At 70.8% G+C, this 20,389-nt stretch carries 22 protein-coding genes; 9 read left to right on the top strand and 13 right to left on the bottom strand.

Annotated features, from left to right (window positions below; translation table 11 throughout):
• Positions 1-9 precede the first annotated feature (9 nt).
• Positions 10-582 (bottom strand): XRE family transcriptional regulator, encoded by a 573-nt coding sequence (locus tag C4B68_RS34995; RefSeq protein WP_099505553.1) that lies wholly within the window; start codon positions 580-582, stop codon positions 10-12.
• 93 nt (positions 583-675) lie between these two features.
• Here C4B68_RS34995 and C4B68_RS34990 point away from each other — a divergent pair, with 93 nt between their 5' ends.
• Complete coding sequence (locus C4B68_RS34990; RefSeq protein ID WP_099505552.1) at positions 676-1,533, top strand: EamA family transporter; 858 nt, start codon at positions 676-678, stop codon at positions 1,531-1,533.
• Positions 1,534-1,546: 13 nt separating this feature from the next.
• On the opposite strand, the gene C4B68_RS34985 is transcribed toward C4B68_RS34990, so the two are convergent.
• A complete protein-coding gene (locus C4B68_RS34985; protein WP_099505569.1) occupies positions 1,547-2,377 on the bottom strand; it encodes an acyltransferase in 831 nt (276 codons plus the stop codon).
• Between the two features lie 129 nt (positions 2,378-2,506).
• Here C4B68_RS34985 and C4B68_RS34980 point away from each other — a divergent pair, with 129 nt between their 5' ends.
• On the top strand, positions 2,507-3,040 hold the full coding sequence (locus C4B68_RS34980; RefSeq protein ID WP_099505551.1) for a gamma carbonic anhydrase family protein: 534 nt from the start codon (positions 2,507-2,509) through the stop codon (positions 3,038-3,040).
• A 12-nt stretch (positions 3,041-3,052) separates the two neighbouring features.
• Here the strand turns inward: C4B68_RS34980 and C4B68_RS34975 are convergent, their stop codons facing one another.
• Together C4B68_RS34975 and C4B68_RS34970 are read right to left on the bottom strand one after the other, a co-directional pair.
• On the bottom strand, positions 3,053-3,709 hold the full coding sequence (locus tag C4B68_RS34975; RefSeq protein WP_099505550.1) for a DedA family protein: 657 nt from the start codon (positions 3,707-3,709) through the stop codon (positions 3,053-3,055).
• 212 nt (positions 3,710-3,921) lie between these two features.
• Entirely contained in the window at positions 3,922-4,359 is a 438-nt protein-coding gene (locus C4B68_RS34970; RefSeq protein WP_099505549.1) for a DUF4442 domain-containing protein, read from the bottom strand.
• A 142-nt stretch (positions 4,360-4,501) separates the two neighbouring features.
• Here C4B68_RS34970 and C4B68_RS34965 point away from each other — a divergent pair, with 142 nt between their 5' ends.
• The 3 genes from C4B68_RS34965 to C4B68_RS34955 all read left to right on the top strand — a co-directional run bounded on the left by C4B68_RS34965 (position 4,502) and on the right by C4B68_RS34955 (position 8,175).
• Positions 4,502-5,542 carry a DUF8017 domain-containing protein gene (locus C4B68_RS34965; protein ID WP_099505548.1) on the top strand — a complete coding sequence of 347 codons (1,041 nt, stop codon included), beginning with the start codon at positions 4,502-4,504 and terminating at the stop codon, positions 5,540-5,542.
• A 77-nt stretch (positions 5,543-5,619) separates the two neighbouring features.
• A complete protein-coding gene (locus C4B68_RS34960; RefSeq protein ID WP_099505547.1) occupies positions 5,620-6,678 on the top strand; it encodes a DUF8017 domain-containing protein in 1,059 nt (352 codons plus the stop codon).
• 150 nt (positions 6,679-6,828) lie between these two features.
• Positions 6,829-8,175, top strand: a complete 1,347-nt coding sequence (locus C4B68_RS34955) for an MFS transporter (RefSeq protein WP_240634566.1) — start codon at positions 6,829-6,831, stop codon at positions 8,173-8,175.
• Here the strand turns inward: C4B68_RS34955 and C4B68_RS34950 are convergent.
• The 3 genes from C4B68_RS34950 to C4B68_RS34940 all read right to left on the bottom strand — a co-directional run bounded on the left by C4B68_RS34950 (position 8,137) and on the right by C4B68_RS34940 (position 11,446).
• Positions 8,137-8,982, bottom strand: a complete 846-nt coding sequence (locus C4B68_RS34950; RefSeq protein WP_099505545.1) for a spermidine synthase — start codon at positions 8,980-8,982, stop codon at positions 8,137-8,139. The genes C4B68_RS34955 and C4B68_RS34950 overlap by 39 nt on opposite strands.
• 132 nt (positions 8,983-9,114) lie before the next feature.
• On the bottom strand, positions 9,115-10,284 hold the full coding sequence (gene tuf, locus C4B68_RS34945) for an elongation factor Tu (RefSeq protein ID WP_099505544.1): 1,170 nt from the start codon (positions 10,282-10,284) through the stop codon (positions 9,115-9,117).
• 403 nt (positions 10,285-10,687) lie between these two features.
• Positions 10,688-11,446, bottom strand: coding sequence for a DNA alkylation repair protein (locus C4B68_RS34940; protein ID WP_099505543.1), 759 nt, complete (start codon positions 11,444-11,446; stop codon positions 10,688-10,690).
• A gap of 49 nt (positions 11,447-11,495) precedes the next feature.
• Here C4B68_RS34940 and C4B68_RS34935 point away from each other — a divergent pair, with 49 nt between their 5' ends.
• Complete coding sequence (locus C4B68_RS34935) at positions 11,496-12,314, top strand: TVP38/TMEM64 family protein (RefSeq protein ID WP_099505542.1); 819 nt, start codon at positions 11,496-11,498, stop codon at positions 12,312-12,314.
• A 51-nt stretch (positions 12,315-12,365) separates the two neighbouring features.
• On the opposite strand, the gene C4B68_RS34930 is transcribed toward C4B68_RS34935, so the two are convergent.
• Positions 12,366-13,535 carry a thiolase family protein gene (locus tag C4B68_RS34930; RefSeq protein ID WP_099505541.1) on the bottom strand — a complete coding sequence of 390 codons (1,170 nt, stop codon included), beginning with the start codon at positions 13,533-13,535 and terminating at the stop codon, positions 12,366-12,368.
• 169 nt (positions 13,536-13,704) lie between these two features.
• Between C4B68_RS34930 and C4B68_RS34925 the strand changes: the two genes are divergently transcribed.
• Positions 13,705-14,166 (top strand): winged helix-turn-helix transcriptional regulator, encoded by a 462-nt coding sequence (locus C4B68_RS34925; protein WP_099505540.1) that lies wholly within the window; start codon positions 13,705-13,707, stop codon positions 14,164-14,166.
• Here C4B68_RS34925 and C4B68_RS34920 read toward each other — a convergent pair.
• The 3 genes from C4B68_RS34920 to C4B68_RS34910 are packed head-to-tail and all read right to left on the bottom strand — an operon-like array spanning position 14,144 to position 17,069.
• Complete coding sequence (locus C4B68_RS34920) at positions 14,144-14,905, bottom strand: cupin domain-containing protein (protein WP_099505539.1); 762 nt, start codon at positions 14,903-14,905, stop codon at positions 14,144-14,146. The genes C4B68_RS34925 and C4B68_RS34920 overlap by 23 nt on opposite strands.
• Entirely contained in the window at positions 14,899-15,825 is a 927-nt protein-coding gene (locus tag C4B68_RS34915; protein ID WP_099505538.1) for a DUF6807 domain-containing protein, read from the bottom strand. The genes C4B68_RS34920 and C4B68_RS34915 overlap by 7 nt, the downstream gene beginning before the upstream one ends.
• A complete protein-coding gene (locus tag C4B68_RS34910) occupies positions 15,822-17,069 on the bottom strand; it encodes a Gfo/Idh/MocA family protein (protein WP_099505537.1) in 1,248 nt (415 codons plus the stop codon). The genes C4B68_RS34915 and C4B68_RS34910 overlap by 4 nt, the downstream gene beginning before the upstream one ends.
• 319 nt (positions 17,070-17,388) lie before the next feature.
• On the opposite strand from C4B68_RS34910, the gene C4B68_RS34905 reads away from it, so the two are divergent.
• Positions 17,389-18,264, top strand: coding sequence for an undecaprenyl-diphosphate phosphatase (locus tag C4B68_RS34905; RefSeq protein ID WP_099505536.1), 876 nt, complete (start codon positions 17,389-17,391; stop codon positions 18,262-18,264).
• A gap of 532 nt (positions 18,265-18,796) precedes the next feature.
• Positions 18,797-18,976, top strand: coding sequence for a hypothetical protein (locus C4B68_RS34900; RefSeq protein WP_099505568.1), 180 nt, complete (start codon positions 18,797-18,799; stop codon positions 18,974-18,976).
• Between the two features lie 92 nt (positions 18,977-19,068).
• Here the strand turns inward: C4B68_RS34900 and C4B68_RS34895 are convergent, their stop codons facing one another.
• Both C4B68_RS34895 and C4B68_RS34890 read right to left on the bottom strand, forming a co-directional pair.
• The gene (locus C4B68_RS34895; protein WP_099505535.1) at positions 19,069-19,809 is read right to left on the bottom strand and encodes an SDR family NAD(P)-dependent oxidoreductase; all 741 of its coding nucleotides are present in this window, start codon (positions 19,807-19,809) and stop codon (positions 19,069-19,071) included.
• Positions 19,810-19,839: 30 nt separating this feature from the next.
• Positions 19,840-20,346 (bottom strand): DUF4291 domain-containing protein, encoded by a 507-nt coding sequence (locus tag C4B68_RS34890; protein ID WP_099505534.1) that lies wholly within the window; start codon positions 20,344-20,346, stop codon positions 19,840-19,842.
• Positions 20,347-20,389: the final 43 nt, after the last annotated feature.

Below are 20,389 nucleotides of genomic sequence, written 5' to 3'. Positions count from 1 at the left end.
TCCGGTGTCTCAGTGCACGGGCGGGACCGAGACGGTCATGACCATTTCGACCGGTACGTCGCCGTCATTGCCGTACGTGTGCGGGGTGTTGGCCTCGAAGGAGGCGCTCGCGCCCGCGGGGACGGGGTACGCGACCCCGTCGACCGTGAGGGTCAGCTCGCCGGCCGTGACGTGGATGAGTTCGACGGTGCCGGTGGGGTGCGGGTCCGAGGGGCTGCCCTCGCCGGGCATGAGCCGCCAGTCCCACATTTCCAGCGGTCCGGGCGCCTCGGTGCCCGCGAGGAGCCGGTTGTAGCTGCCCGCGTCGGTGTGCCACAGCCGTACGGCCTGCTCGGCCGGGACGATCCGGACCTTGGGGCCCTGTTCGTAGTCGAGGAGGGTCGTGATGCTGACGCCGAGCGCGTCGCCGATCTTGACGACGGTGCCCAGGCTCGGGTTGGTCCTGGCCTGCTCGATCTGGATGAGCATGCCGCGGCTGACTCCGGCGCGCGCGGCGAGCGCGTCCAGAGTGAAGCCCCGCTCGGTGCGCCAGCGCTTCACATTGCGCGCCAGGGACTGAGTCAGCAGGTCGAGGTCCGACACGTTCCGTCCAATATTCTGGATGACAGAGTTCAGTCTAGTGAACTATTGTGTGGTGCACCTTATCGTTCACCGAACTGTACTGCGAGGCACCCCGTGACAGCATTCTTCGCCCTGGCCACGAGCCTTCTGTGGGGCCTGGCCGACTTCGGCGGAGGGCTGCTGACCCGGCGTACGCCCGCCCTCACGGTGGTCGTCGCCTCGCAGACCATCGCGGCGGTGGTCCTTGGCGCCATCGTGGTCGCCACCGGCGGCTGGAGCGCGGCGGGACCGCAGCTGTGGTTCGCGGCCGCCGCCGGACTGGTGGGTCCGGTCGCGCTGCTCTCCTTCTACAAGGCGCTCGCGCTGGGCCCGATGGGGGTCGTCTCCCCGCTCGGCTCGCTGGGCGTGGCCGTTCCGATCACCGTGGGACTCGTTCTCGGGGAGCGCCCCGGACTCATGCAGTTCGCGGGGATCGCGATCGCCGTCGTGGGCGTCGTGCTCGCGGGCGGGCCCCAGCTGAGGGGCGCCCCCGTGCAGCGGCAGGCGATCCTCCTCACGCTGCTCGCGGCGCTCGGCTTCGGCACGGTGTTCGCGCTGATCGCGGAGGCGTCATCGACGATCACCGGGCTGTTCCTCGCGCTCTTCGTGCAGCGCGTGACCAACGTGGCGGCGGGCGGCGCGGCCCTCTACGTCTCCGTGAAGCGCGGCAACCCGGCCCTCCCCGAGGGCGGCTTCCCCTGGGGCTCCCTCCCCGCGCTCGCCTTCGTCGGCCTCGCCGATGTCGCGGCCAACGGCACGTACTCGATCGCCGCCCAGCACGGCCCGGTCACGGTCGCCGCCGTCCTCGCCTCGCTCTATCCGGTGGTCACGGCCCTGGCGGCGCGCGGCCTCCTCAGCGAACGGCTGCGCGGCATCCAGGCGGCGGGAGCGGGACTGGCGCTGGTCGGCACGGTGCTGCTCGCCACCGGCTGAGTGCCCTGAGGACTCAAGACTCCGCGCGTACGTCCCCGGAGGCACCCTCGGCATCGAGGTCCAGCTCCGCCAGCCGCGCGGCGGCTTCCTCGTCGAGCCCCGAGAGGGCCAGCAACTGATCCGGCGTCACCCCGTCGGGAATCGGCACCGGCGCCGGGGTCCGCAGCGGGGGCTGCCATCCCTCCACCTGGTCCCAGCGCCGTACGACGCGTGCGGGGGCGCCCGCCACGACCGAGTGGTCCGGCACCGCGCCTCGTACGACCGCACCCGCCGCCACCACGACGTTCCGCCCGATCCGCGCCCCCGGCAGGATCACCGCCCCGGTCCCGATCCAGCAGCCGGACCCGATCTCCACCGGCTCCATCCGCGGCCACTGCTTGCCGATCGGCTCGTGCGGATCGTCGTACGAGTGGTTCGTGGACGTGACGTACACATACGGCCCGAAGTAGCAGTCGCTGCCGATCGTGACCGTCGTGTCGGCGATGACATGGCTGCCACGGCCGAGGACGACGCCGTCGCCTATGCGCAGGATCGGGTCGGGGCCGAGGTCGAGGTCGGGCATCAGACCGGCGGTCAGCGTGACCTGTTCGGCGACGATGCAGTGGGAGCCGAGGTGGATCCAGGGTTCGCCGAAGACGGTGCCCAGCGGGAACGCCAGTCTGGTACCTGTTCCCATCGCGCCGAAGCGGAGTCGCCCGGGGCGCTCGGCCGTGACCGCGCCCGTGCGCTGCACCCACGCCCAGCCCGCGTGGACGGCACGCTGGGCGAGGCGGCGCCGCCATGATGAGAACGTGTTCTTGCTCTTGGGCACCCGCTCACGGTACTCAGCGGGCGGTACGCCGATGAGGTCGTACGGCTGTGATCTTCGCCCCACCGGGACGGTGGGTCCGCTCCCCCGAGGCACCAGGCTCCGGGCCGGAAGCGATGGCATACGGTGCCGGAGTACCGACGACGAAGAGACGGTGAGACGGTGATGACGCATCAGGCGCTGATCATGGGGATCGGCGGCAAGGAACCGCAGGTTGACCAGGAAACCTTCGTGTCGCCCACGTCCGTGGTGATCGGGGACGTCACCCTGCACGCGGGCGCGAGCGCCTGGTACGGCGCGGTGCTGCGCGCCGACGGCGGTCCGATCGTCATCGGCGCCGACAGCAATGTCCAGGACAACTGCAGCCTCCATGTCGACCCCGGCTTCCCCCTCACCGTCGGCGAGCGCGTCTCCATCGGGCACAACGCCGTGGTGCACGGCGCCACCATCGAGGACGACTGCCTGATCGGCATGGGGGCCACGGTGCTGAACGGCGCGGTGATCGGAGCCGGTTCGCTGGTGGCCGCGCAGGCCCTGGTGCCGCAGGGGATGCGAGTGCCCCCGGGCTCGCTCGTCGCGGGCGTCCCCGCCAAGGTCAAGCGGCAGCTGAGCGACGAGGAGCGCGAGGGCATCTCGCTGAACGGCACGCTGTACGTGGAGCTGGCGAAGGCCCACCGGGCCGCGCACGAGGAGCAGTGACGCCCTGCTGACTCAGTCGACGGCGGGGGCCGGGACGGGCTCCGGCTCGGTCACCTTGGCCTCGGCCGTCGCCTGCTTCGCCTTGCGCTTGACGATCATCATCGAGGCGAGCGCGATGAGCAGCGCCATGACCAGGCCGAGCCAGGAGAAACGCTTGAGCCAGGCCTCGGCGACCACACCGACGTAGTAGATGACCGCGGTGGTGCCGCCGGCCCAGACGATCCCGCCGAACACATTGGCGATCAGGAACTTCCAGTAGGGCATGCGCAGCACACCCGCGAGCGGCCCCGCGAAGATCCGCAGCAGGGCGATGAAGCGGCCGAAGAAGACGGCCCACATGCCCCACTTCTGGAAGGACCGCTCGGCGGTGGCGATATGGCCCTCGCTGAAGTGCCTGGGGAACTTGGCGCCGAGCCAGGCCAGCAGCGGGCGTCCGCCCTTGCGGCCGATGGCGTAGCCGATGGAGTCCCCGACGATAGCGCCGACGGTGGCGCAGGTCCCGAGGATGACGGGGTTGATGCCCTCGTGCTGCGAGGCGAGCAGGGCCGATGAGACCAGGATGATCTCGCCCGGCAGCGGGATGCCCAGGCTCTCCAGGCCGATGACCAGACCCACCAAGGCGTAGATGCTGACCGCGGGCACCGTCTCAAGCCACTCCTGGACGTGCAACGCCGGTTCCTCCCGAATCGCGTAACCCGGCGTACGCCCCGGAGCGGGCGCACGCCGGGGAAGCCTACCGTCCGGCGCGGCGCGGCACGGGCCTCGCCCTGCCCGCGACTGCTGACTGAATGCGTGTGCCGGCCGGCGCGGGCCGCCACGGCACGACGAGGGGCCCTGACCAGGTCGCATTCCCCGGTCAAGGCCCCATGTCGGTACTCGGCTCAGCCGTTCGGGCGCAGGGTCCAGACGACGGTCATCTCGCCGGTGACGGCACCGTCGGCGCGCTGGATGGCGATGGCGACGGGGAACTCCGGGCGCTGACCGGCGTCGAGTTCGGCGACGACCTCGGCGACGGGGCGACCGAGCGTCGCGGTGGCCGTGACGGGGCCCATCGCGAGCTTCTTGTACGCGATCTCGGCGCTGACCGCGAGCGGCACGGCGCGCGACAGCTGCTCACCGAACGCGGCGAGGACGATGGCCCCGCTCGCCGACTCCCCCAGCGTGAACATCGCGCCGGCGTGCGGTCCGCCGACGTGGTTGTGGTAGTCGCTCTGGTCCGGCAGCACCACCACGGCCTTCTCCGGGGAGGTCTCCACGAACTCGAGGTTCAGGGTCCGGGCCATGGGCACGGTGGCGGCGAGCATCTCGCCGATCGTCATCTGGTCTGCGCTCATGCCGCCACGTTACCCGCGAGTAGCGAATCTTGACCAGGGCCCGGCGGCGTTCCGACTCCTGACCGGTACATGCCTGACGATTCATGGTGACCGAACCGTGTCACAGGCGGCACTAGGCTGACTGCCCATGTGGCCAGGACAGCAGCCGCCCGGGGGCGAGCAGAACCCGCAGGACCAGAACCCGTACCAGCAGCCGGGGTACCAGCAGCCGAATCCGTACCAGCAGCCCGGATATCAGCAGACGGGGCATCAGCAGCCCGGCTACCAGCAGCCCAACGCGTACGGGCAGCAGCCCGGGCAGGGTCAGTGGGGTGCTCCCTCGCCCATGGGGACGCCCGGACCCCCGAGCGGTGGCGGCAACAAAACGAAGGTCGTCGCCATCCTGGCGGCCACAGCCGTGGTGGTGGCCGCCGGTGTGACCGGCTTCCTCGTGCTCGGCGGCGACAAGGACGACAAGGCCGACGACGGCAAGGCCCCGAAGCAGTCGGTCAGCCCGTCGCAGTCGCAGGAGCCGAGCGCTTCCGCCTCGGACGACAACCCGCGCGGCGGCGACGCGGAGAAGGCGACCATCGCCGGCTGGAAGGTCGTCGTCAATCCCAAGTGGGGCACGGCGTTCGACGTTCCGGCGGACTGGGAGGTCGAGTCGCCGGGCACGTCGATCGGCTTCGAGAAGCACGACGCGAAGGCCGGCGACAAGCCCATCATCGTGATGTCGGCGCCCGCGTACTACAAGTCCAAGTGGTGCACGTCCGACGACGACAAGGACGGCACCACGGACGACACCGCCCTGGGCGCCGTGGGCACCAAGGGCGCGAGCGGCGCCAAGAGCACCGACGAGGTCGCCGTGAACCAGGTGCCCTGGTGGGTCTACGGCGGCTACACGCAGCCGGACAAGAAGAGCATCACCTTCGACGAGAAGGCCAAGCCGTACACGACGACGTCGGGCGTCGAGGGCAGCGTCGCGTGGGCCAGGTCCAAGAACACGCCCCAGAAGGGGAAGTGCGCGAGCGACGGCAAGGCCGTCACGTTCGGGTTCAAGAACTCCGCGGGCGACTACGTGGCGTGGAACCTCTACGGAGCCACCGGCGTGGACGAGGAGATCCCCGACGCGACCATCCTGAAGATCCTCAGCACCGTGCGGCTGCACGGCGAACCGACGGAGTCCTGAGCCAACTCCCCGGGTGCCCGGCCCTTTTGTGGACCGCCGTGGCACCCGGGTCTCCGGCCCCTCTATCGTTACCGGCCATGTGGCCAGGACACCAGCCGCCCGGGGGCGAGCAGAACCCGCAGGACCAGAACCCGTACCAGCAGCCGGGGTACCAGCAGCCGAATCCGTACCAGCAGCCCGGATATCAGCAGACGGGGCATCAGCAGCCCGGCTACCAGCAGCCCAACGCGTACGGGCAGCAGCCGGGGCAACCGCAGTGGGGGGCTCCGCCGGAGCCGTTGGGAGCTCCTCAGGCTCCTGGTGGCGGTGGCAGCGGCGGGGGTGGCAACAAGACCAGGATCACCGCGATCGTCGCGGCATCGGCCGTCGTGATCGCGGCCGGTGTCACCGGCTTCCTCGTCCTCGGCGGCGGTGACGACAACAAGAAGGCGGGCGGCGATCCGTCCGGCTCCCCCAAGGCGTCCGCCTCCACGTCGCCGAGCGCGAGCGGTGGTGACGACAACCCGCGGGGCGGCGAGGAGGAGAAGGCGACGATCGCCGGCTGGAAGGTCGTGGTGAACCCGAAGTGGGGCACCGCCTTCGACGTTCCGGCGGACTGGGAGGTCGAGTCGCCGGGCACGTTCATCGGCTTCGAGGACGAGGAGAAGGGCGACGGCTCCGCGTTGATCGGCATGTCCGCCCCCGCCATCCTCAAGGAACAGTGGTGCACGTCCGACGACGACAAGGACGGGTACGAGGACGACAAGTCACTGGCCGCCGCGGGCACCAAGGGCCAGAGCGGCGCCAAGAACACCGCCGACGTCGCGCGCAACGACTCGGCCTGGTGGGTCTTCGGCGGCTACACCGACCAGAAGAAGGCCTCGAAGAAGCTGCTCACCATCGGCAAGTCCAAGGCGTACACGACGGCTTCGGGCGTCAAGGGCAGTGTCGTGACGACATACTCGTCCGGTGCTCCCAAGAAGGGCAAGTGCGATTCGGACGGCAAGGCGACCACGTTCGCCTTCAAGAACGCGGCGGGCGACTTCGTGTCCTGGACGTTCTACGGCGCCAAGGGCGTGTCCGATGAGGTGTCCGACGCGACCGTGCAGAAGATCCTCAGCACGGTACGGCTGCACGGCGAACCGACGGGGTCCTGAGCCGCCGGCCAAGCACCCCACGGAGTTCTGAGACGCCCGCGCAGTTCACGGGGCCCTTCAGCCGCGTAGGCAGCTCGCAGGGCCCCGAGCTGTGCATACCCTCGGGCAAATGGTTTGGCAAGCCGAGGCTCCGGCGGCGATAGTCAGCCAGTGAACTCAGCCGCCGACTCCCCCCACCGCCTGCGCCGGCCTTCCTGGGCGGGCCGCAACTACACCCTGCTGACCGCCGCCGCGGTCGTCACCAACCTGGGCAGCCAGGGCGCGCTGATCGCCGCGGCGTTCGCGGTGCTCGACGCGGGCGGGGACGGGGGTGACGTCGGCCTGGTCGCGGCCGCGCGGACGCTGCCGCTGGTGCTGTTCCTGCTGATCGGCGGCGCGGTCGCGGACCGGCTGCCGCGGCATCGCGTCATGGTCGCGGCCAACGCCCTCAACTGCGTGTCGCAGGCGGTGTTCGCCGCCCTGGTCATCGCCGGTCAGGCGCAGCTGTGGCAGATGATGCTGCTGTCCGCGCTGGGCGGCACGGGGCAGGCGTTCTTCAACCCGGCGGCCGAGGGCATGCTCATGTCCTCGGTCAGCGGCGAGCAGGCGAGCCGCGCCTTCGCCGTGTTCCGGATGGCGATGCAGGGAGCGGGCCTGGGCGGCGCGGCCCTCGGCGGGGCCTTGGTCGCGGTGATGGGGCCGGGCTGGGTGCTCGCCGTGGACGCGGCGGCGTTCGCGGTCGCCGGGGCGCTGCGTTCATTCCTCGACGTCAGCCACATTCCGCCGCGCGCGTCCGGGGGCGGCCTGCTCGCCGACCTCCGCGACGGCTGGCACGAATTCATCGGGCGGCCCTGGCTGTGGACGATCGTCGCGCAGTTCTCCGTGGTGGTCGCGGTCGTCGGCGCCGCCGACGCGGTCTATGGTCCGCTGGTCGCCCGGGACAGCCTCGGCGGTCCGGGGCCTTGGGGGCTGGCCCTCGGCGCGTTCGGCGCCGGCACCGTCGGCGGCGCGCTGCTCATGACCCGCTGGAAACCGCGCCGGCTCCTGCTCGCGGGCACCCTCTGCGTCTTCCCGCTCGCCGCACCGTCCGCCGCGCTCGCGATTCCCGTGCCGCTGGGGCCGCTGTGCGCCGTGATGTTCGTCAGCGGTCTGGCGATCGAGGTCTTCGGTGTCGCGTGGATGACCGCGCTGCACCAGGAGATCCCCGAGGACAAGCTCTCGCGCGTCTCCGCGTACGACTGGTTCGGCTCGATCGCGATGGTCCCGCTGGCCACGGCCCTGGCGGGCCCGGCGGAACAGGCCTTCGGCCGCACGACGGCGCTGTGGGGCTGCGCGACGCTGGTCGTCGTCGTCACGGCGGCGGTGCTGTGCGTACCGGACGTACGGAATCTGACGCGGCGGACGAAGGCGCCGGTCCAGGGGGCACCGGCGCCGGGCGTGGCACCGGAGCCGGATGCGGCGCCGAAGCCGCAGCCGGAGTCAGCCGATGCTGAAGGCGCCGTCGGGCGGCTCGGGTGAAGGGACCGCGTTCTCGTCGCGTACGGGTTCGGCGGCGCCGATGAACTCCCTTAGCGCGGGCCCGTGTTCGACGCGCGCCGGGAAGGCGTCGGAGGCGGTGCGGCGCGCGAGGGTGGCCGTGTCGAGGGGCCGGTGGGACGCCACGAGCACCGCGTTGCCGAAGCGGCGGCCGCGCAGGACCCCCGGTTCGGCGATGAGGGCCAGCTCCTCGAACACTGCCGCGAACGTGGCGAGTTGAGAGCGGAGGAAGGCGAACGGCGCGGCGTCGGCCAGGTTGGCCAGGTAGACGCCGTCGGCGCGCAGTACCCGCTCGGCGGCGCGCGCGTACGCGGTGGAGGTGAGGTGCGCCGGTACGCGTGAGCCGCCGAAGACGTCCGCGATCACGATGTCGGCGGAGCCGGGCGCGGCGGCCTCGAGCCAGGCGCGGGCGTCCGCGCCGTGCAGGGTGATGCCCGCGTCGTCGGGCACCGGCAGGTGCTCGGCGACCAGGGAGAGCAGACCGCGGTCCGCCTCCACCACGTCCTGCCGCGAACCGGGCCGGGTCGCGGCGACATAGCGGGGCAGGGTGAGCGCCCCACCGCCCAGATGCAGCACGTCCAGGGCCGCCCCGGGTTCCGCCACCGTGTCCAGCACATGCCCGAGCCGTCGCGCGTACTCGAACTCCAGATGCGTCGGCGCGTCCAGATCGACGTACGACTGCGGCGCCCCGTCCACCGTCAGTAGCCACGCCCGCTTCCGGTCGACGTCCGGCATCAGTTTGGCGGTCCCGTGATCCACGCCCCGTGTCACGGGTATCGGCTCGTCCACGGCTCCATTGTGCCGGTACCGAAGACTCCCGCCCCGCCCGCCGCGGTACGCCCGCTGCGCCCCCTGGCTGAGCGGTCCCAGCCGCGGGTGCCCGCCTCCCCATGGCGGGCACCCGCGTCTCTCGGCCGGCGGTCAGCCGACCGACGTCACCGTCCCCGCGCCGACCGTCCGGCCGCCCTCGCGGATCGCGAAGCCCAGGCCGGGCTCCAGCGGCACCTCGCGCCCGAGCTCCACCGTCATCGTGACGGTGTCGCCGGGCCGGGCGAACGCGGTCTCGCCGAGGTCGACGTCGCCGACCACGTCCGCGGTGCGGATGTAGAACTGCGGCCGGTACCCGGTCGCGACCGGTGTCGTACGTCCGCCCTCGCGGCTCGACAGGACGTAGACCTGCGCGGTGAAACGGTGACTCGGCACGACGCTGCCGGGCGCGGCGACGATGTGTCCGCGGCGTACGGCGTCGCGCGGCACCCCGCGCAGCAGCAGCGCGACGTTGTCTCCGGCCTGCGCCTCCTCCATGGGCTTGCCGAAGGTCTCCAGACCGGTGACCACCGTGTCCACGGCGGCGCCCAGCACTTCGACACGGTCCCCGACCCGGATCGTGCCGCGCTCCACGGCACCGGTGACGACCGTCCCGCGTCCCGTGATCGTGAGCACGTTCTCGACGGGCAGCAGGAAGGGCGCGTCCAAGTACCGCTCGGGCATGGGCACATACGTGTCCACCGCGTCGAGCAGCGCGCCGATCGCCGACGCCCAACGGGGGTCCCCCTCAAGGGCCTTGAGACCGGACACCCGTACTACGGGTACGGAGTCGCCCCCGTAGCCGTGCGCGGAGAGCAGTTCGCGGACCTCCAGCTCCACGAGATCGGTGAGCTCCTCGTCGCCCGCGTCGGCCTTGTTGAGGGCGACGACGATGTGGTCGACGCCCACCTGCCGGGCGAGCAGCACGTGTTCGGCGGTCTGCGGCATGATCCCGTCGAGCGCGGAGACGACGAGGATCGCCCCGTCGAGCTGGGCCGCGCCCGTGACCATGTTCTTGACGTAGTCGGCATGGCCCGGCATGTCCACGTGCGCGTAGTGCCGGGTGTCGGTCTCGTACTCGACGTGCGCGATGTTGATGGTGATGCCGCGCGCGGCCTCCTCCGGCGCCCGGTCGATCCGGTCGAACGGCACGAACGTGCCGGTGCCGCGCTCGGCGAGGACCTTGGTGATGGCGGCGGTCAGGGTGGTCTTGCCGTGGTCGACATGACCCATCGTGCCGATGTTCAGGTGCGGTTTGGTGCGCACGTAAGCCGTCTTGGGCATGGCTGTACCTCGAAGTCTCTTCAGTGTCAGAGGAACTGAGTGACGGTCCCGGCGCGTACGGGCCGGGACGGGGACCCCAAGGATTTGCCGACCCTCCCCCTGCGGGGTCCGCCGGACGATCCGGGGAGGGTCAGCCTCGGGCGCCGTCGACGGCGGCCACGATGATCGGGACGGCAGCCTTCGGGGCATCCGCGACTGCGGATGCTGCGAGGAGGAAGGCGTACCGGAACATGAGGAGATCATCGCTGACGCGTCTGCCCACGTCGAATGGTTTTCCGCGCCCAGGAGTCGGGTGTTCCGGGCGGTGCATCAGGGGCGTCCGAGGCCGTCGGGGCGCTTCACGACGCAGGACACCGCGGGGCGTTTCACGACGCAGAACGCTGCGGGGCGTTTCAGGGACGCTTCACGGACCGATGTTCTTGAGCGCCTCGCGCACCGACAGCGGCGACAGCTTTCCGCGCTTCCGGGCGACGAAGTGCCGTACCGCCTCCGGGTCCGTCTTCGCGTACTCGCGCAGACACCACCCGATCGCCTTCCTGATGAAGAAGTCGGGGTGCCCGGACCGGCGGACGCAGTACCCGAAGAGGCGTTCCGTGTCGGTGGCTTCCTTGTAGCGCAGTTGGTGGAGCAGGGCCGTACGGGCGATCCACAGGTCGTCGTCCTCGATCCACGCGTCCATGTCGGTCTTCAGCCGCGGGTCGGCGGCCACGAGGCCTCCCACTATGTGGGAGGCGAGTGCGTCGACCGTGTCCCACCAGGAGACCGTGCCCACGAGGTGGCGCGCCACGGGCAGGAAGTCCGACGACAGCCGCCGCACATGGCGGCGCAGGTAGTCGACGGCGAAGTACTGGTACTCGCGCTCCGGCAGCTCCCAGCAGCGCAGCGCGAGCGCCGTGCAGTCGGCCTCGTCGGGGCCGGCGGTGCCCAGGAGGACGGTCCGGGACAGGGCGCGGCGCTCGGCCGTGGTCAGTCCGAGGAACGGCGCAACGTCCTTCATGTACGCGCGCATCGACGCGGCCCGTTCGGGATCGGCGGCCGCGGCGTAATGGGCGGTGAGCCGCTCCAACAGGGTGTCCGCGAGGGCGCTGTTCGGCACCTCGAACCGCGCACCCGACCGCGCACCCGCCTGTGCACCCGACGTTCCGGAAGCTGTGACGCCCATGAGACGAACCATACGGCGATCTCACACCTTGGTCGGTTAGGGTCGCCGGATGCCCGATGCCACCACCCGCTCTGGGGGCACCGCCACGGCCACTCCCCAGGCCGCCGCCACGGAGCTCTCCGCCGTCATCGACAGGGATGTCGCCGCGGAGCTCACCGTCGCCGCACCCGCTGTCCTGAACTCCGCGCGCACGGGCCTGACCGCCCGGTGCGCGAGAGCGCTGCTCTCGCCCTGGTCCCGGCTCTCGCTGCTCGTGCTGCTGCTCGCGACGGCCGCGTCGAGCGTGCTGCTCTTCGAACCGCAGCGGCTGCTCGCCGACGGCTGGCCGCCGCACCTCAGCGGCGCCGCGGCGGCCGTCGCGTTCGCCGTGGCCTACGGGCTGTGCACGGTCGCGTTCGTACCCCGGCCGCTCCTGAATCTGGCGGCGGGCGCCCTCTTCGGCTCCCCATGGGGCCTGGGAACATCGCTCGCGGGCACGGTGCTGGGAGCCGGTGTCGCTTTCGTGCTCGGCCGGGTCCTGGGGCAGGATGCGCTGCGCCCCCTGCTGCGTGCCCGTTTGCTGAAGGCGGCGGACGGGCAGCTCAGCCGCCACGGCTTCCGCTCGATGATGGCGGTCCGGCTGTTCCCCGGGGTGCCGTTCTGGGCCGCCAACTACTGCGCGGCGGTCTCTCGCATGGGGTGGCTGCCCTTCCTCCTCGCCACGGCGCTCGGCTCGATCCCGAACACCGCCGCCTACGTCGTCGCCGGCGCCCGGGCCTCGACGCCGACGTCGCCCGTCTTCCTCATCGCGATGGCCTTCATCGCCGTACCGGCCCTGGCGGGAGCGGTGGTGGCCTGGCGCAAGCGCCACCACCTGCGCGGGGACTGAAACGCGACGCGATCACTGCGCCACTGGCCACCAGCCACCAGCCACCAGCCACTACATGGATTCCAGCACCATCGCGTTGGCCAGTCCGCCCGCCTCGCACATCGTCTGCAGCGCGTAGCGGGCGCCTCGGGCCCGCATCGCGTGGACGAGAGTGGTCGTCAGGCGGGTGCCGCTCGCGCCGAGCGGATGACCGATCGCGATCGCTCCGCCGTGCACGTTGACCCGGGAAAGGTCGGCGCCCGTCTCCTGCTGCCAGGCGAGGACGACGGCCGCGAAGGCCTCGTTCACCTCGAAGAGGTCGATGTCGTCGAGGGCGAGACCCGCCTTGCGCAGCACCTTTTCGGTGGCCGGGATGACACCGGTGAGCATCAGCAGCGGGTCGGAGCCGGTGACGGCGAAGCTGTGCAGACGGGCGATCGGGCGCAGGCCGAGGCGGGCCGCGGTCTCGCTGGAGGTGATGAGCACGGCCGAGGCGCCGTCGTTGATGGGGCTCGCGTTGCCCGCGGTGACGGACCAGTCGATCTGCGGGAAGCGCTCGGCGAAGGCCGGGTCGTAGTAGGCGGGCTTGAGTCCGGCGAGTATCTCGGTGGTACTGGCGGGCCGCACGGTCTCGTCGCGGGTCACCCCCTCCAGGGGCGCGACTTCGGCGTCGAACAGGCCGTTGTCCCAGGCCGCGGCCGCCCTCTGGTGCGAGCTCACCGCGAAGTCGTCCATCCGCTCGCGCGAGATGCCCCACTTGGCTGCGATGAGTTCGGCGCTGATGCCCTGCGGCACCAGGCCCTCCGGGTAGCGCTCGGCGACTCCGGGCCCGAAGGGGTCCTTGCCCGCCGGCACGTTCGACCACATCGGTACGCGGCTCATCGACTCCACACCGCAGGCGACGACCATGTCGTACGCGCCCGACATGACGCCCTGGGCGGCGAAGTGCACGGCCTGCTGCGACGAGCCGCACTGCCGGTCCACCGTGGTGGCGGGCACCGTCTCGGGGAATCCCGCGGAGAGCACGGCGTACCGGGTGGTGTTCATGGCCTGCTCACCGACCTGGTCGACGGTGCCGCCGATGACGTCGTCGATCAGCGTCGGGTCGACCCCGGAGCGCTCGACGAGGGTGCGCAGCGTGTGGGCGAGCAGTTCCACGGGGTGAACATGGGCGAGGGAGCCGTTCGGCTTGCCCTTGCCGACGGGGGTGCGTACGGCTTCGACGATCACGGCGTCACGCATGGGATGCCTCTCAGATCTCTGAGGTCAGGGAACCGGCAACCAGGCAGGTTTGACCTTCAGACTCATAAGTTTGCATTCCAGACTCATGAGTTTGCTTTCCAAACCCGCTAAGTGACTCAAGAGTAGCCGAGTGGGTTGGAACAACCAACCCACCCCCTAGACTGGTGGCATGAAGGACGCGCGCCCCTGCTCGATCGCCGACACCCTCGTGCTCGTCGGCGAGAAGTACTCCCTGCTCGTACTGCGTGAGGTGTCCCTGGGCGTCACACGGTTCGACCAGCTGGTCCGCAACATCGGCGCCCCGCGCGATGTGCTGACCGCTCGCCTCAAGCGGCTCGTCGACGCCGGATTGCTGGAGAAGGTCGAGTACAGCGACCGCCCCAAGCGCTACGAGTACCGGCGCACTCAGGCCGGTTTGGAGCTGGAGCCGGTCCTGATGACGTTGATGGCGTGGGGCGACCGCCACCTTCGCAAGGACGGCGACCGTCCGATGGTGATCGAGCACATCTGCGGCCACGAATTCGTCCCGCGGGTCGTCTGCACCGAGTGTGGCAAAGAGATGCGGCACGGCGACATGACGCCCCACCCACAGGCCCCGGGCTGGACGGTCACGGGGCCCGTGGCGGGGTAGCACCAGCCCCCTTGTAGACGTCGAGCCGTCCGCACATGCCGAACCGCCCGTAGGCGGACGGCTGCTCGGCCCGTACTGCGGCGTCGCCGAGGTGGGACGTGTCGCCCCGTTCCAGCCGGTCGAGCTGGTCCCCCGTGGCCGCGGCGGCTGCCTGGGCGCCGCGCCGCCACCGCTCGCGCCACTCCACGATCCTGGGCCGCACCAGTGCGGCGGCGGCCCGGTGGAACGCGGCGAGCGGCTCGGGCCCTGCCGCGTCGCGCAGCGCCCGGTAGCCCTCAAGAGCCAGGTCACGCCGGGCCCGGGCGACCCGCGCCTGCTCCGCTTCGGGCGCGTCCGCCGGAATGACCGTCGCGGCCGCGTACGTCGCGGGGTCGGTCAGATACTCGGGCGGGAGCGTGAGGACCGCGTCGCCCGCCTCCGGCAGGCCGTTGTTCTGCATGAGGACGGTGATGCGCAGGCCGTCCTCGCTGACGAGCCGGTGGATCGTGCCGGGCGTGAACCATGCGACCGTGCCGGGCGCGAGCGGTGTGACCTCGTACCCCGACGTCGTCAGCGTCTGCACCGCTCCGCGCCCGCCGGTGACGACGTACGCCTCCGAACAGGTCAGGTGCAGATGGGGAGTTCCCCCGCGTACGCCGTCCGCCGCGGGCCAGTCGTAGACGCAGAGGTGCGAGACGGCGACGGCGCCGGGAAGTCCGGTGAAGCCGCCCGACCATGTGGAGTTCCTGGAGCTCACCATAGATGCGCCTCCAGGTACTTGCTGATCCCTTCCCGCTCCCAGGCCCCGTCGGCCACGACGACCCGGTAGCGGCGCAGGAGCGTGTCGCCGGGCGCGAGCTCCAGTTCGTCGAAGAACGCCCAGGACGCGGCGACTCCGGCGAACGGCTCGTTGCGCACGAACCAGTGGGCGGGATGGGCTCCTTGGGATCCGGAGTGGTCGTTCTCCGGGGCGTACGCGAAGACGAGTGTCGCGTGACCGTCGCTGCCGTCGTGCTCGCCGGAGAGGGCGAGCCAGGGCGCCTGTGTGCCCATGAGGTGCGGCCCTTCCCCGTCCGGTCCGATGATCCGGCCGCCCCGGAAGGCGCGTGGGCCGCGCCAGAACAGGCCCGTGTAGCCGGCCATGTCCCGCCCGGCGGTGGTCGGACTGCCGAACCGCAGCGGCTCGTCCCGCCGGTTCGTGACGGCGCTCGTCCAGGTCAGCGCCCACGACCCCGATTCCCGGTCGACGTCGTGCACCTCCATCCGGCGCTCTTCGCCGGCCCACAGGTCACCGCCGTACGGATGCCAGATCAGCCGCTCGGCGATGACCACACGCTCGCCGTCCGACGCGACCTCGTCGAACGAGACGTGCTCCATCGACCCCACACGCTCTGGGAGTTCGAGATATCCCTTTCCGTGAACGTATGTGTTGCCGCCCCACAGATTCGCCCCTGACAGATGCGAGGCCGTCAGTGACAGGCCCTTGTGCCAGCGGTGGTCGTTGGGCCGGTAGTCCGTGACGACGTCGCCCGCCAGCGTCCTGAGCGGATGGACGTACGGTTTCGGCGCCTCCCAGGCCGCCTCGGGCCGATAGACGTAGCTGAGCAGTTCGACGCCCGTGACCGGTTCGGTCACGGTGATGCGGTCGCCGTGGGCGTGGACGATACGCAGACCGGTCACGCTGGCACCTCCGTGCTCGGGGCGGGCTGGCCCACAACGGGCGCCCAGCCCGGCGCACCTCCGTGGAGCGCCGTGTAATACGGGTCCCCGGAGCCGATCTCCCCGGCGCGGACGGTCGTGTCCGTGAACGCCGCCTTGTAGAGCGCGGTGATCAGCTCCAGGCTCGTACGCCCGTCGGCGCCGCTGCTGCGCGGCCGCTCGCCCGCGCGCATGCTCGCGACCAGCTCCCGCAGCTGCGCGAGGTGCGAGCTCGGCACGTCCGCGCCGAAGTCCCGCCAGGCCGCGACCGCGGTGTCCGGCACGTCGGGGGTCGGGATGATGCGCCAGTTGTCGTTGCTGTGCCCGTACAGGTGCGTGAGCTCGACGGTGGCGCGTTCGCAGTCGACGCGGATGCGGCTCGCCTCGTCCGGGCTCAGGACGCTGTTGACGACGGTGGCCATGGCGCCGCTCGCGAAACGGACGAGGGCGGTGGAGACGTCCTCCGTCTCCACGTCGTGCACCAGGCGTCCGGCCATCGCCCGCACCTCGCTCCACGGCCCCAGCAGGTCGAGCAGCAGATCCATCTGATGGATGCCGTGGCCCATCGAGGGCCCGCCGCCCTCGGTCTCCCAGCGCCCGCGCCAGGGCACGGCGTAGTAGTCGGCGTTGCGGTACCAGGTGGTCTGGCAGTGCGCGACCAGGGGACGGCCCATGGCCCCCTCGGCGAGTAAGCGCCGCACGTGCCGGGTTCCCGAGCCGAAGCGGTGCTGGAAGACGATCGCGGCGTACGGACCGCCGTCCGTCCCCTCCGCCGCCTCGACGGCGTCGAAGTCGGCGAGCGTCGGGACGGGCGGCTTCTCGCACCACACCCAGGCGCCGGCGCGCAGTGCGGCGACGGTCTGCTCGCGGTGCACGGTCGGCGGGGTGCAGATGGCGACCAGGTCGGGCCGCTGTTCCGCGAGCATCCGGTCCAGATCGGTGTACGCGTGCGGGATGCCCGCCTCAGCGCAGAATTCCCGGACCGCGCCCTCGGCGATGTCGACCGCGGCGACGATCTCCGTCTCGCCCTCCGCCGCGAGTGTCGCGAGTGCCGGATAGTGACTCCCGCGCGCGATGGCGCCTGCGCCGATGAGGGCGACCCTGATGCGGCGGCCGTCGAAACGGGCGGCGGGGCGGTTCGGGGAGGGCTCGGGGCGGTTCGGAGAAGGCTCGGGCCGGTTCGGGGAGGGCTCGGGGCCGCTTGTCGTACGGCGGGATGTGGTCATGTACGTGATCAGCGCTCCATCGGACGTGATGTCAGACGTTGGCCAACGCTTGATGACACCGAGCGAACGAATGCTGGCGGCAGCAAGCGCTTTCTCTCCTACCGCAACGTAGGCGGCGGTCAGCAGCGGGTCAACACCCCGGTCCCCCGGACAACGTTGCCTCGCACCCCAGGTGACGCAGCCCTCGTACGGCTGCGAAACCCCTGTGGGAGGGCTGTCACAAGGGGACGCTACGATGCCCCCGCACCCGTGATCACCCGAACGGCGGCACGGCGCGCCCATCAACCCCTCCGCGATCAGCACTGGACCACGTAACTTCATGTCTTGGTTTGAATCCCTCATCCTCGGACTCGTCCAGGGGCTGACCGAGTTCCTTCCCGTCTCCTCCAGCGCGCACCTGCGCCTGACCGCGGCGTTCGCGGGCTGGGAGGACCCGGGCGCGGCGTTCACCGCGATCACGCAGCTCGGGACGGAGGCCGCCGTACTGATCTACTTCCGCAAGGACGTCGGGCGGATTCTGTCGGCGTGGTTCCGCTCCCTCACGAACAAGGCGATGCGCGGCGACCACGACGCTCAGATGGGCTGGCTGGTGATCGTCGGCTCGATTCCGATCGGTGTGCTCGGCGTGACGCTCAAGGACCAGATCGAGGGCCCGTTCCGCGATCTGCGGGTCACCGCGACGATGCTCATCGTGATGGGCGTGGTCATCGGCATCGCCGACCGGCTCGCGGCGCGCGACGAAACAGGCGGCAGGCACCGGGTCGCCAAGCAGCGCAAGACGCTCGAGGACCTGAACGCCAAGGACGGCCTGCTGTACGGACTCTGCCAGGCGATGGCGCTGATCCCCGGCGTCTCGCGGTCCGGCGCGACCATCAGCGGCGGCCTGTTCATGGGTTACTCCCGCGAGGCGGCGGCCCGTTACTCCTTCCTGCTCGCCATGCCGGCCGTGCTCGCCTCCGGCACCTTCGAGCTCAAGGACGCCGCGTCGGAGGGCCATATCTCCTGGGGCCCGACGGTCTTCGCGACGCTCATCTCGTTCTTCGTCGGTTATGCCGTCATCGCTTGGTTCATGAAGTTCATCTCCACCAAGAGCTTCATGCCGTTCGTCTGGTACCGGATCGCGCTCGGCATCGTCATCATCGCGCTGGTGACGACGGGTGCGCTGAGCCCGCACGCGGCGGAGTCAGCGGGCTGAACGGGGGATTCCGCTGCGAATTCCGCTGTCAATATCTAGCGGAAGCCAGCCGTAGTCAGCGGCTGATTGCGCCGCCTCCCCTTGATCAACTCCCAGTTGTCTCCCACTCTCCCGCCGAGCGGTACGGCGAAGGCCCCTGCGTGAAGCATCCGCGGGGGCCTTCGCCGTACCCGGTTGTCCGGCAGTTCGAGGAGGCTCTACTGGGAAGGTGGGGAGTCGCTTCGCTTCCTCGGTGTCCTCGCAGTCCCGTCTTGCGCGGAAACCCGGACGGCCCCGGGTGCCCTCGGCTCGCCCCTCGCGCCCGGCTTCCCCGGGGGGATCGGCACCAGTACCTCCGCCCGCGTGGGCAGATCGTCGATGGTGGCGGACCGGCCGACGCGAGCTTCTCGTACGCGTATTGGCGGAAGATCGCTGATGGGCAGGGGCCTCATACGCCGCGGCGGAGTCGGCGGGCTGACGGTTCAGGCCGGTTATACGACATGAGTAGCTACCCGGTAGCGCAGTGTCAGTCCTTGCCCCTAGTCTTGTCCGCATGTCCCCCGATTCCATGCCCTCTGGTTCCGTGCGTTCTGCCGCCGCGTTAAACGAGCAGATCCGCGCCCTGTGGATGCGCGCGGGCGGCTCCCTCTCCGCTCAGGAGCGGGCGGAGTACGAGCTGCTGGTCGTGAAGTGGGCGGAAGCGATACGGGGAGAGGTCGTCGAGGCCGCATGAGAGCCGCGAGGCAGCCGACAACCGGGACCTCAGGCCGGGTCAGTTGAAGCCGAGACGACGCCACGTGGGCGTCACCCGCCACAAGGCGCGGCTCACCGGCCTCCGGACACCCGAAGCACCGCCCCCGTCGTGTACGACGCCTCGGGCGACATCAACCACGCGATGGCGGCGGCGATTTCCCCGGCCTGGCCCGCACGGCGGAGCGGAACCGAGGAGGCGACGCGCTCGGGGCGCCCCGGGTCGCCCATCGCCGCGTGGATCTCGGTGTCGATCACCCCGGGCGCGACGGCGTTGACGCGGATGCCGTCGGGGCCGAGTTCCTTGGCCAGGCCCGTCGTCAACGCGTCGACGGCTGCCTTGGTCGCCGCGTAGTGGACGTACTCACCGGGACTGCCGAGCGTGGCCGCCGCCGAGGACACGTTGACGATGGCACCGCTCCCCCAGGCCGCCATGGACCGCGCGGCCCGGCGCGAACACAGCAGCGTGCCCAGCAGGTTGACCTCCACCACGCGTCGCAGATCGGCGGTGCTGGCGTCGGCGAGTCTGCCGAGCGGGCCGGTCACCCCGGCGTTGTTCACCAGCCCCGTCACCGACCCGAGCCGGTCCGCCGCCGTGTCGAAGAGCCGCTCGACGTCGTCCTCGTCGGACGTGTCCACACGGACGGTGACACAGCGGGCCCCCGCCCCACGAACGGTGGTCGCGGTCCGCTCGGCGGCCGCGCTGTCGCTGACGTATCCCACCACCACGTCGTGCCCGTCCGCCGCGAGGCGCGTACACGTCGCGGCTCCGATCCCCCGGCTACCACCCGTGACGATCGTGACCGGACGTGACATGAGAGCCTCCTCGAACGGCGAACAGATCGCCTACGATCGCACGTGCGCGGGCATATCCTCACCGAGGGGATACGGCCGCTCCTCCGGCAGCAGGGCCGCCGCGCCGTCGAGGTCCCCCGCGCGTACGAGAGCGTGGACCTGCGTCGCGAGCGGCGTCACGTCCTCGATGTCCACGATCCACTCGTCCGCGTACCACGCCGCCGCGTCACCCGCGAGCCCGAGCTGAAGGGAGCGGTACGGCAGCGGGTTCAGCCGCACATCACGCTCGGGGTCCCACTGCACCCGCGCCGGAGACTGCCTCAACTGCCGCTTCCAGGCGGCCTGGTCCTCGTACAGCTCGGGGACGTAGTGCGAGAGGCACGAGTGCCGCAGCGCCCACTCGAAACCCTCGCGGCCGATCTCGACGGCCAGGACCGTCTCCTGGCCCTCCTTCGTGCCCCAGCCGCAGCGGTACATCATCCACAGGAACGAGGGCTTGATCCATGTCAAGCCGCGCTCACAGACCGTTCCGCGAGAGGCGCGGATGGAGGGAGCAATACGGTAGGCGCGACAGTTCGGGCACTGAGGGCGAGTGCGGCGT

Source organism: Streptomyces dengpaensis (assembly GCF_002946835.1).
GTDB classification, from domain to species: domain Bacteria; phylum Actinomycetota; class Actinomycetes; order Streptomycetales; family Streptomycetaceae; genus Streptomyces; species Streptomyces dengpaensis.
The sequence above is the reverse complement of the archived record's forward strand: the minus strand, read 5'-3'. Positions and strand labels throughout refer to the sequence as shown.

Bases quoted from the DNA above. Each gene is read 5' to 3' on its own strand.
- C4B68_RS34980 (WP_099505551.1), top strand. From the start codon at position 2,507: ATGACGCATCAGGCGCTGATCATGGGGATCGGCGGCAAGGAACCGCAG.
- C4B68_RS34970 (WP_099505549.1), bottom strand. From the start codon at position 4,359: ATGACGATCGGCGAGATGCTCGCCGCCACCGTGCCCATGGCCCGGACC.
- C4B68_RS34965 (WP_099505548.1), top strand. From the start codon at position 4,502: ATGTGGCCAGGACAGCAGCCGCCCGGGGGCGAGCAGAACCCGCAGGAC.
- C4B68_RS34960 (WP_099505547.1), top strand. From the start codon at position 5,620: ATGTGGCCAGGACACCAGCCGCCCGGGGGCGAGCAGAACCCGCAGGAC.
- tuf (WP_099505544.1), bottom strand. From the start codon at position 10,284: ATGCCCAAGACGGCTTACGTGCGCACCAAACCGCACCTGAACATCGGC.
- C4B68_RS34940 (WP_099505543.1), bottom strand. From the start codon at position 11,446: ATGGGCGTCACAGCTTCCGGAACGTCGGGTGCACAGGCGGGTGCGCGG.
- C4B68_RS34935 (WP_099505542.1), top strand. From the start codon at position 11,496: ATGCCCGATGCCACCACCCGCTCTGGGGGCACCGCCACGGCCACTCCC.
- C4B68_RS34930 (WP_099505541.1), bottom strand. From the start codon at position 13,535: ATGCGTGACGCCGTGATCGTCGAAGCCGTACGCACCCCCGTCGGCAAG.
- C4B68_RS34925 (WP_099505540.1), top strand. From the start codon at position 13,705: ATGAAGGACGCGCGCCCCTGCTCGATCGCCGACACCCTCGTGCTCGTC.
- C4B68_RS34920 (WP_099505539.1), bottom strand. From the start codon at position 14,905: ATGGTGAGCTCCAGGAACTCCACATGGTCGGGCGGCTTCACCGGACTT.
- C4B68_RS34910 (WP_099505537.1), bottom strand. From the start codon at position 17,069: ATGACCACATCCCGCCGTACGACAAGCGGCCCCGAGCCCTCCCCGAAC.
- C4B68_RS34905 (WP_099505536.1), top strand. From the start codon at position 17,389: ATGTCTTGGTTTGAATCCCTCATCCTCGGACTCGTCCAGGGGCTGACC.
- C4B68_RS34900 (WP_099505568.1), top strand. From the start codon at position 18,797: ATGTCCCCCGATTCCATGCCCTCTGGTTCCGTGCGTTCTGCCGCCGCG.
- C4B68_RS34895 (WP_099505535.1), bottom strand. From the start codon at position 19,809: ATGTCACGTCCGGTCACGATCGTCACGGGTGGTAGCCGGGGGATCGGA.